Source organism: Streptomyces sp. MnatMP-M17, from assembly GCF_900091995.1.
Lineage (GTDB): Bacteria > Actinomycetota > Actinomycetes > Streptomycetales > Streptomycetaceae > Streptomyces.
This window is the reverse complement of sequence record NZ_FMDK01000856.1, coordinates 1-7,523: the sequence shown is the minus strand read 5'-3', so window position 1 is coordinate 7,523 and position 7,523 is coordinate 1. Positions and strand designations below refer to the sequence as shown.

General features: G+C 70.2%; 7 protein-coding genes and 1 pseudogene. 3 read left to right on the top strand and 5 right to left on the bottom strand.

The features are described 5' to 3' along the window. Window positions 1-1,609: methylmalonyl-CoA mutase subunit beta (locus GA0115259_RS32030; protein WP_093603469.1), on the bottom strand; the 1,609-nt coding region annotated here is incomplete at its 3' end. A gap of 447 nt (window positions 1,610-2,056) precedes the next feature. Between GA0115259_RS32030 and GA0115259_RS32025 the strand changes: the two genes are divergently transcribed. Further along, window positions 2,057-2,932, top strand: coding sequence for an undecaprenyl-diphosphate phosphatase (locus tag GA0115259_RS32025; RefSeq protein ID WP_093603467.1), 876 nt, complete (start codon window positions 2,057-2,059; stop codon window positions 2,930-2,932). A 140-nt stretch (window positions 2,933-3,072) separates the two neighbouring features. Next, complete coding sequence (locus GA0115259_RS32020) at window positions 3,073-3,261, top strand: hypothetical protein (protein ID WP_093603465.1); 189 nt, start codon at window positions 3,073-3,075, stop codon at window positions 3,259-3,261. Here the strand turns inward: GA0115259_RS32020 and GA0115259_RS32015 are convergent. The 3 genes from GA0115259_RS32015 to GA0115259_RS32005 form a co-directional block, all read right to left on the bottom strand. Further along, window positions 3,240-3,887, bottom strand: coding sequence for a GNAT family N-acetyltransferase (locus tag GA0115259_RS32015; protein WP_093603463.1), 648 nt, complete (start codon window positions 3,885-3,887; stop codon window positions 3,240-3,242). The two genes, GA0115259_RS32020 and GA0115259_RS32015, sit on opposite strands and share 22 nt — an antisense overlap. Before the next feature lie 81 nt (window positions 3,888-3,968). Next, a complete protein-coding gene (locus tag GA0115259_RS32010; RefSeq protein ID WP_093603460.1) occupies window positions 3,969-4,904 on the bottom strand; it encodes an ATP-grasp domain-containing protein in 936 nt (311 codons plus the stop codon). Next, window positions 4,901-5,869: an ATP-grasp domain-containing protein gene (locus tag GA0115259_RS32005; RefSeq protein WP_093603458.1), complete on the bottom strand. Its 969-nt coding sequence runs from the start codon at window positions 5,867-5,869 to the stop codon at window positions 4,901-4,903. Before GA0115259_RS32005 ends, GA0115259_RS32010 begins: the two co-directional genes overlap by 4 nt. 298 nt (window positions 5,870-6,167) lie before the next feature. Here GA0115259_RS32005 and GA0115259_RS32000 point away from each other — a divergent pair, with 298 nt between their 5' ends. Further along, on the top strand, window positions 6,168-7,049 hold the full coding sequence (locus tag GA0115259_RS32000; protein ID WP_093603456.1) for an eCIS core domain-containing protein: 882 nt from the start codon (window positions 6,168-6,170) through the stop codon (window positions 7,047-7,049). Between the two features lie 54 nt (window positions 7,050-7,103). On the opposite strand, the pseudogene GA0115259_RS31995 reads toward GA0115259_RS32000, so the two are convergent. After that, window positions 7,104-7,523: pseudogene (locus tag GA0115259_RS31995) on the bottom strand (hypothetical protein); the annotation flags it as partial.

Genomic DNA, 7,523 nt, shown 5'->3' with positions numbered 1-7,523 from the left:
GTGCCGTGTGCGCGGCGGCCGGTCCGAGAGCCGCCACAAAGACCCGTGGCCGGGCGCCGGTGGCGGCGAGATACGCGTCGGAGCGGGCGCGGAGCGCCTCGTACGCCTCGTCGCGGCGGACGACGGGCAGTCCGCCGAGCCCACCAAGGCCGCCGAGCCCACCGGGCCCGCCGACGGATGTCCCGGGCGCCGGATCCCGTTCCACCGGAGGCTGCGAGAGCTGCGGAAACTCGCTGACTCCGGTGATGGGTTCGCGCCGCCGGGCAAGCTTCTCCGAGCGCTCCCGCCAGGTGTCCGAGAGCCGCTCCTCGATCAACCCGTCACGCAGGGCGGCACGTTGGCCGCCTGCGCGCTCGATCTCCTGGAACCATGCCCAGGCCGCGTGGGCGAGTTCGTCGGTGAGCCGTTCCACGTACCAGGAGCCGCCCGCCGGATCGATGACCCGTCCGAGATGCGACTCCTCCAGCAGGATTGTCGAGGTGTTGCGCGCGATCCTGCGGGAGAAGGCGTCGGAGAGCCCGAGGGAATGGTCGAACGGCAGTACGGTCACGGCGTCGGCGCCACCCAGGCCGGCCGCCAGCGAGGCGACGGTGGTGCGCAGCATGTTCACCCAGGGATCGCGCCTGGTCATCATCACCGGTGAGGTCACGGCGTGCTGGAGCTGTGCGCCGGCGGCGGGCGCGCCGCAGACCTCGGCCACCCGGGCCCAGAGCCGGCGCGCGGCACGGAGTTTGGAGATCGTGAGGAACTGGTCGGCGGTGGCCGCGTAGCGGAATTCGAGCTGCCCGCAGGCCGCTTCGACGGAGAGTCCGGCCGCGGTGAGCTCGCGCAGCCAGCCGACGCCGGTGGCGAGCGAACAGCCCAGCTCCTGGGCGTCGGATGCCCCGGCCTCGTGGTACGGCAGGGCGTCGACGGTGATGGCGCGCAGACCGGGATACTCACGGTCGCAGAGCACGGAGAGTTCCGCGGCCTCCTCGGTGTGGCCGTCCGTCTCCCGTCCGGTACGGGCGAGTTGAGCGACGGGATCGGCGCCCAGGGTGCCGCGCGCCTGGTGGCGCGGCACCTCGCGCTCGTCGTACAGCCTCAGCAACTCCCTTGCGGCGGGCCCGAATTCGTCGCCCGCGTCAAGTGCGACGGGAGCCAGGTCGAGATAGACACCGTCGAGCGCGGTGGCCAGACCGCTCACCGGGACTCCGGCGGCTCCCACGCCCAGCCACAGGGAGGTGACGCCGTTTTCGAGGTCGGCGAGCACGGCTTCATTGGTACGGGCGGGATCGGGCCGCGTATGACGCTGACGTACGTCCCAGCCGGAGACGGCACCGCCCTCGGGCCGACTGCCTCGGACGAACGGCGCGAAACCTGGATAGCCGACGAAACCGGGAAAGGCGTCGGGAGAGGCGTCGGCGCCGGGCGTGTCTTCGGCGGTGTAGAGCGGACGGGTGATGAGCCCGTCCTGAAGCGTCGTGGCAAGTGCCTCCTCGGCGGCCGGCCCCGAGACGTCACGACCCGATTTGCGCAGAACGCCTGCCACCAGGCTCTGCCACTGCTCGCGGGTCGCGTCGGGGAACTCGGCGGCCAGGGAAAGCCCGTCGTCAGGCAGGACCGTCATGCCCAGATGTTAGGACAGCACGCCGAACGAGCAGCAGAGCGCGCGCCTGTGAGCTATCCCTCTCCGCAATACGCCATGTGTAGGACTTTCACCGCACGCGATGCCCTACGGGAGTGAGCACGGTGAATGGGAGCCGGGGCCGCCGACGGCAGGGCTGATGACAAAGGTGATGGCAGGGGGCTGCCAGCCGTGCCGCCAGCTTCAGACGCTAGGCTGCCCCAACCCGGCATGTGATCGCTGATCGATGATCACTGATCGCCATGCCACCGGCCTCAACGACGCCATGTCCGCAGGACGAGCAGGCGTGAGACATAGGACCACGTGAGTAGGACCATCTGCCCATCCATATGATCTAACCGCGCATCGACCGTCAGCTCTCAGCCCGCCACTGTGCCCGCGGTTTCCGCCGGCCAGTGCATGATCCTCTCTTGGATGGCGTAGTACCCCATGTCTTGGTTCGAATCTTTCGTCCTCGGGCTCGTCCAGGGACTGACCGAGTTCCTGCCCATCTCCTCCAGCGCGCATCTGCGGCTGACGGCGGCGTTCGCGGGCTGGCACGACCCGGGTGCGGCGTTCACCGCGATCACGCAGATCGGTACCGAGGCCGCCGTCCTGATCTACTTCCGCAAGGACATCGCCCGTATCGTTTCCGCATGGTTCCGCTCGCTGACGAACAAGGCGATGCGCAGCAACCACGATGCGCAGATGGGCTGGCTGGTCATCGTCGGCTCGATCCCGATCGGGGTGCTCGGAGTCACGTTCAAGGACCAGATCGAGGGCCCGTTCCGCGATCTGCGGCTGATCGCCGTCACGCTGATCGTGATGGGCATCGTCCTGGGTGTCGCGGACCGGCTGGCGGCGCGTGACGAGACCGGCGGCAAGCACCGCGCCATCAAGGAGCGCAAGTCCCTCCAGGAGCTGGGCGTCAGGGACGGTCTGATCTTCGGCATCTGCCAGGCGATGGCGCTGGTCCCGGGCGTCTCCCGGTCGGGCGCGACGATCAGCGGTGGTCTGCTGATGGGATACACCCGCGAGGCGGCGGCGCGTTACTCGTTCCTGCTCGCGATCCCGGCGGTCCTCGCCTCCGGTGTCTTCGAACTGAAGGACGCCGGCAACGGCGGCCATGTGTCCTGGGGCCCCACGATCTTCGCCACGATCATCGCGTTCGCGGTGGGATATGCCGTTATCGCCTGGTTCATGAAGTTCATTACGACCAAGAGCTTCATGCCGTTCGTGATCTACCGCGTACTGCTCGGCATCGCGCTGCTCGCCCTGGTCGGTACGGACACGCTGAGCCCGCACGCGGGCGAATCAGCGGGCTGACAGGCACGGGCACTGACAAGCACTGACGAGCCAGAGGCAGGGGCCGGTCGGGGCGGGAGCCGGAACCGGGCCGAGGGAGTGTGAGCAAGGACGCGCTCCCGACGGTGTCTTGACGCTCGCCCTGCGCCTACGCTTGTCATATGTCCTCCACTCGTGCCACCGCATCCTCGGCCCGCGACGCCGTCGCGGCCAATGAGCGGATCCGCGCGCTTGTCGACGCGGCCGACGCCTCCGACGGTACGTGGCCCTCGGAGGCGTACGAAGTGCTTCTGCGGGAGTGGGCCGCCGCCCTGCACGGCGGCGTCCATCATGTGGACGAGGCCGCGTAGCCGCTTCCCTCGCGGCCGCTTCCCTCGCGCGTGATCGGCTTGGTCGGCGTGGTCGGCCCGATCGGCAGGAGCAGTTCGGGACGGTCCCACATCACCGCGGGTGGATTCGCGGCTTCTGTGCCGGTCCGCCGGGCGCCCACGCTGCGGTAGAAGCCTTCGGCGGGCGGGTGCGAGACGATACGGACACGGTCGAGCCCGGCCTCACGCGCGCCGGCCTTCATATGCTCGATCAGTCGGCGGCCGATACCGAGGCCCTGTGCGTCGTCGGCCACGAACATCAGGTCGAGCTCCGCCGTGGCGAGAGCGGGACTCGGGGCGGAAGCGGGAGTGGGCATTGGAGTGGGAGTGGGAGTGAGCAGGATCAGGGCGTAGAAGCCGAGGATCCGGTCGCCGGAGCCGACGGCCACGAACACCTCATGGGCCTCGATGTAGTCGGGACCGACCCGGTAGCCGGCGATCATCGGCGCGTACGGGCCCTCGTAGGCACGGGAGCGGCGTACGAGGGCGGTGAGCCGCTTGGCATCGCGGGCGGTCGCTCGTCTGATCCGTACGGCTTCGCCTCCGAACGTCTCGCCGCGCGCATCCGCGATCTCCCTCGCGGTCCTCCCCGTAATCTTCGCACCCATGAAGTGAGTATTACTTACCCATGGGACACGGGAGACAGGAGGGTCTCCGGACACCACCCGAGTCCCCTATCGGCACAGCTCTCACATCGGCACGGCGGTCGCCGCCTCCGCCTCGCCTGTCGCCGCCCGCAGCGCCAGGGCCGCGAGTGCCTCCGGCGCACCCGCCTGTCCTCTGATACCGGGGAAGGCGTTGATGTCGACGATCAATGGCGCGCCGCCGCCCGCGTCGATCAGATCCACGCCGTACACGTCGAGCGCGAAGACCGAGCCGACCTGGCGGACCAAGTCGAGCCATCCGCCGGGCAGATCGGCCAGTGCCAGCGGGAGAGTCGGGCCAGGGCCTCGGCTCCCGGGCCGGCGCAGGCGATCAGGCTCGGGCCGGGAATCCAGTTGGGAATCCGGCCGGCAATCCGGCCGGCAATCCGGCTGAGGATCGGCCAGTTCCGAGCGGCGCAGACCCGCGAAGACCTGACCGGCGATCACCCACAGCTTGTGGTCCCAGCCGCTGTTCGCGGTGAACGGCTGGACCACCACCGGCTCGTCGGGCCACTCCGCACACAGTTGGCGCAGCCGTACGGCGTTGTCGGCACGGGCGACCAGATCGTGCCGTCGGCTGTGGCGGCTCTTGACCACGAGTGGATACGGCAACAGGTCGGGTTCCGTGGCGAGTTGCCGTAGAGCGGCCACCGTACGTGTGCTCGCGAACGGCAGCCCGGCGGACCGGGCCAGCTCGGCCATCGGCACCCGGTCCTGGCAGAGTGCGGTCGCGGCGGCCGAGTTGACCACGGGAGCGCCACGCTCCTCGAAGGACCGGGCCAGGGCCAGCGCGCGCGGTGTCCGTGCCTTGAGGAGATAGACATCGGCGAGCGCGCCCGCGCCCTCGGACACCGACGGCCGGGACGCGTCATCTCCCGTCTCCGGATCGATCGGGTCCACCTTGTGACGCGGCGTCAGCAGTGCGGTCGTGGCGGCCAGGAGCGGATGGCCGGGCCGGGATGTGATCAGACAGATCCTCATCGGCCCTCACCGGCCGCCGTGGCGCGGAACTGCGCGGAAACACGCGCCGGTTCCGGGAGCGGGATGACGTCCGCCGCGCCCGGTTCCGTACCGTCGGCGCTCGGTCCCGTACCGTCGGTACGCGACGCCGCCTCACCCGTGTTCGGCCGTGCGCCGCCCGTACGCGCCAGTTCCAGTACGGCCCTCGCCACCCGTTCCACCGCGTCGGGCACCAGCCGGAAGCTCGGGAAGTCATTGACGTCGACGATCACCGGACCGTCGGGGCCCAACAGCACGTCCACGCCGTACAGATCGAGCCCGTACACCGCCCCGACCTCCGCCGCCATCCCCGCGACCTCGGCGGACAGCGGTACGCGCCGCTCGTGCGCGGGCCGGTCGGGGTGGAGAGGTGAGCAGCGCTCGGTCGCGTACAACTCACCGCCGACGCAGTACACCTTGAGGTCGATCCCAGAGTTGCGCACATACGGCTGGGCGATCAGCATGCCCTCGCCGGACAGTTCGCCCGCCAGCTCGGCCAGCCGGTCCGCTGAAGGCACCAGCCGTACGGCACGCCCCGAACTCCCGTCGGCGGGCTTGACCACCAGCGGGAACTCCGTCTCCGGCAGCTCTGCCAGCGCGTCGGGCCGCGCCGCCGCGTACGTCACCGGCATCGGCAACCCGTGGCTCCGCCCGATCACCGCCGCGAGCGCCTTGTCGCGCACACCACGGATCGACCGCGCGTCATTGACCGTTGTCAGCCCGACCGCCGCCGCCGCTTCGAGCAGTGTCAGTCCCGGTCCTCCCGACACCGTCTTGAGCACCCAGGCGTCATGGCTGCCCGTCCGCACCGTCTCCGACAGCCGCAGCAGCGAACTGCCGGGCCGCAGCACATCCACCCGGTGCCCCCAGGCGGTGAGCCGGCGGATCACCTCCACGGGCATCCCGTCGTACCGGTACTGCTCCTCCACCAGAAAGCAGAGTCTCATCGATCTTCCCCGTAACCCCGGACGTCCGAGCGTCCTGTCCGGCACTCTGTGAATCCTTACCGGCCATGATCCGCCCTTTCCCGGCCACCGCTCCCACCAAGGCCGTCCGACATGCCCACCAGGACCGCCCGGCATCGCCGTGTGCCGTCAGGGCGTCCGCGCTGCCTCAAGAGGCAGGGCGGAGTGCCCCCGGGCGATGGAGACCGGGGCTGGACGGTCCGGCGCGCACGCCGCGAGGGTGGACGGTGGAGATTCAGGCAGGCCGGCAGGCAGGGCGGAGAGGTCCGAGGAGACCGCGATGCGCGCACACGAACACGAGCAGGAGCAGGGACAAGGGCACGAGCACGACGAGCCCTTCCGGTCCGCGCGGGCCACGGGCACGGCGGAGGTGGCGGACGCACGGGAAGCCGCCGGCGCGTCGCGTCTCTTCGAGGCCGCCGCGACGGGACGGTCCGATGTGGTCGGACCTGCCGGTATGGCCGGCCTGCAACGGGCGGTCGGGAACAGCGCCGTGGGGTCGATGCTCGGCAAGGGCTCCATGCCCGCCGTGGCCGGGGAAACGGAGTCCGAGGAGGTTCAGGCCACGGAGGAGCGCTCCTCCGTGCACGACGTCGTCTCCTCCGGTGGCGGACAGCCGCTCGACACCGACACCCGCACCGACATGGAGACACGGATGGGCGCCGACTTCTCCGACGTACGTGTGCACACCGACTCGGCGGCACACGAGTCGGCGAAGGACGTCGGCGCGCACGCGTACACCGTGGGCAACCATGTGGTCTTCCAGCGGGACAGTTACGATCCGTCGTCGCCCGGCGGACGCACCACGCTGGCCCATGAGTTGACGCATGTGGTCCAGCAGCGCAACGGGCCTGTCGAGGGTACGGAGGCGCCCGGCGGTATCCGTGTGAGCGATCCGTCCGACCGCTTCGAGCAGGAGGCCGTCGCCAACGCCGACCGGGTACTGTCCGGGCCAAGTCCGGAGCCGACTCCTGCTCCTGCTCCTGCTCCTGCTCCTGCTGCGGACGTTCAGTCCGTGCCCGTGCAGTCCATGTCGTCCGCGCCGTCCGTACAGCGCCAGGACGCGGAGGGCGAGGACGAGGAACCGGCCGACGTACAGGGCTCCTTCGTCCAGCGGGCGGAGGAGGGCACCGAGGAGGAGGAAGAGGCTCCGCCCGCCTGACCGATCCCTCTCCGCCCTCTCCTTGCCTCTCCGCCGGCCGCCGTCCCGCCGCCGCTACTGCGCCGCGTCCGTCCGCAGCGTGCCGCCCAGCAGCAGTGACTCCGCGCACCCGGACGGCGTCGGTGCCTGTACGGGCCTGCCCACCCGCCGGCAGTCGACGGTCATGGTGATCTCGCCACCGGCCGGTACCAGAATCGGTGTGACGAAGTGGTAGTCGGAGTCGCGGAAGTTCTCCAGGGCCAGCCGCAGGACGGGAGCGTCCTGGCTGGAGACGACCAGTGTGCCGGCGTCGCCCTGCGGGTTCTGGACCACGATGTCGGTGAGTTCGAACGTACTGCCCGCGGGCACCTGATACGCCGAGCCTCTGCTCGTACCACCGCCGACCGCGTCCCTGACCTCGACACGTGCGCTGGTGGGCGTACCTGTCCCGGCCACGCTGCCGGCGTCCGAGCCGGAGCTCGCCCCGGACCCGGA

Coding starts and splice junctions, on each gene's coding strand:
- GA0115259_RS32005 (WP_093603458.1), bottom strand. CDS start 5,869: ATGAGACTCTGCTTTCTGGTGGAGGAGCAGTACCGGTACGACGGGATG.
- GA0115259_RS32025 (WP_093603467.1), top strand. CDS start 2,057: ATGTCTTGGTTCGAATCTTTCGTCCTCGGGCTCGTCCAGGGACTGACC.
- GA0115259_RS32010 (WP_093603460.1), bottom strand. CDS start 4,904: ATGAGGATCTGTCTGATCACATCCCGGCCCGGCCATCCGCTCCTGGCC.
- GA0115259_RS32015 (WP_093603463.1), bottom strand. CDS start 3,887: ATGGGTGCGAAGATTACGGGGAGGACCGCGAGGGAGATCGCGGATGCG.
- GA0115259_RS32020 (WP_093603465.1), top strand. CDS start 3,073: ATGTCCTCCACTCGTGCCACCGCATCCTCGGCCCGCGACGCCGTCGCG.
- GA0115259_RS32000 (WP_093603456.1), top strand. CDS start 6,168: ATGCGCGCACACGAACACGAGCAGGAGCAGGGACAAGGGCACGAGCAC.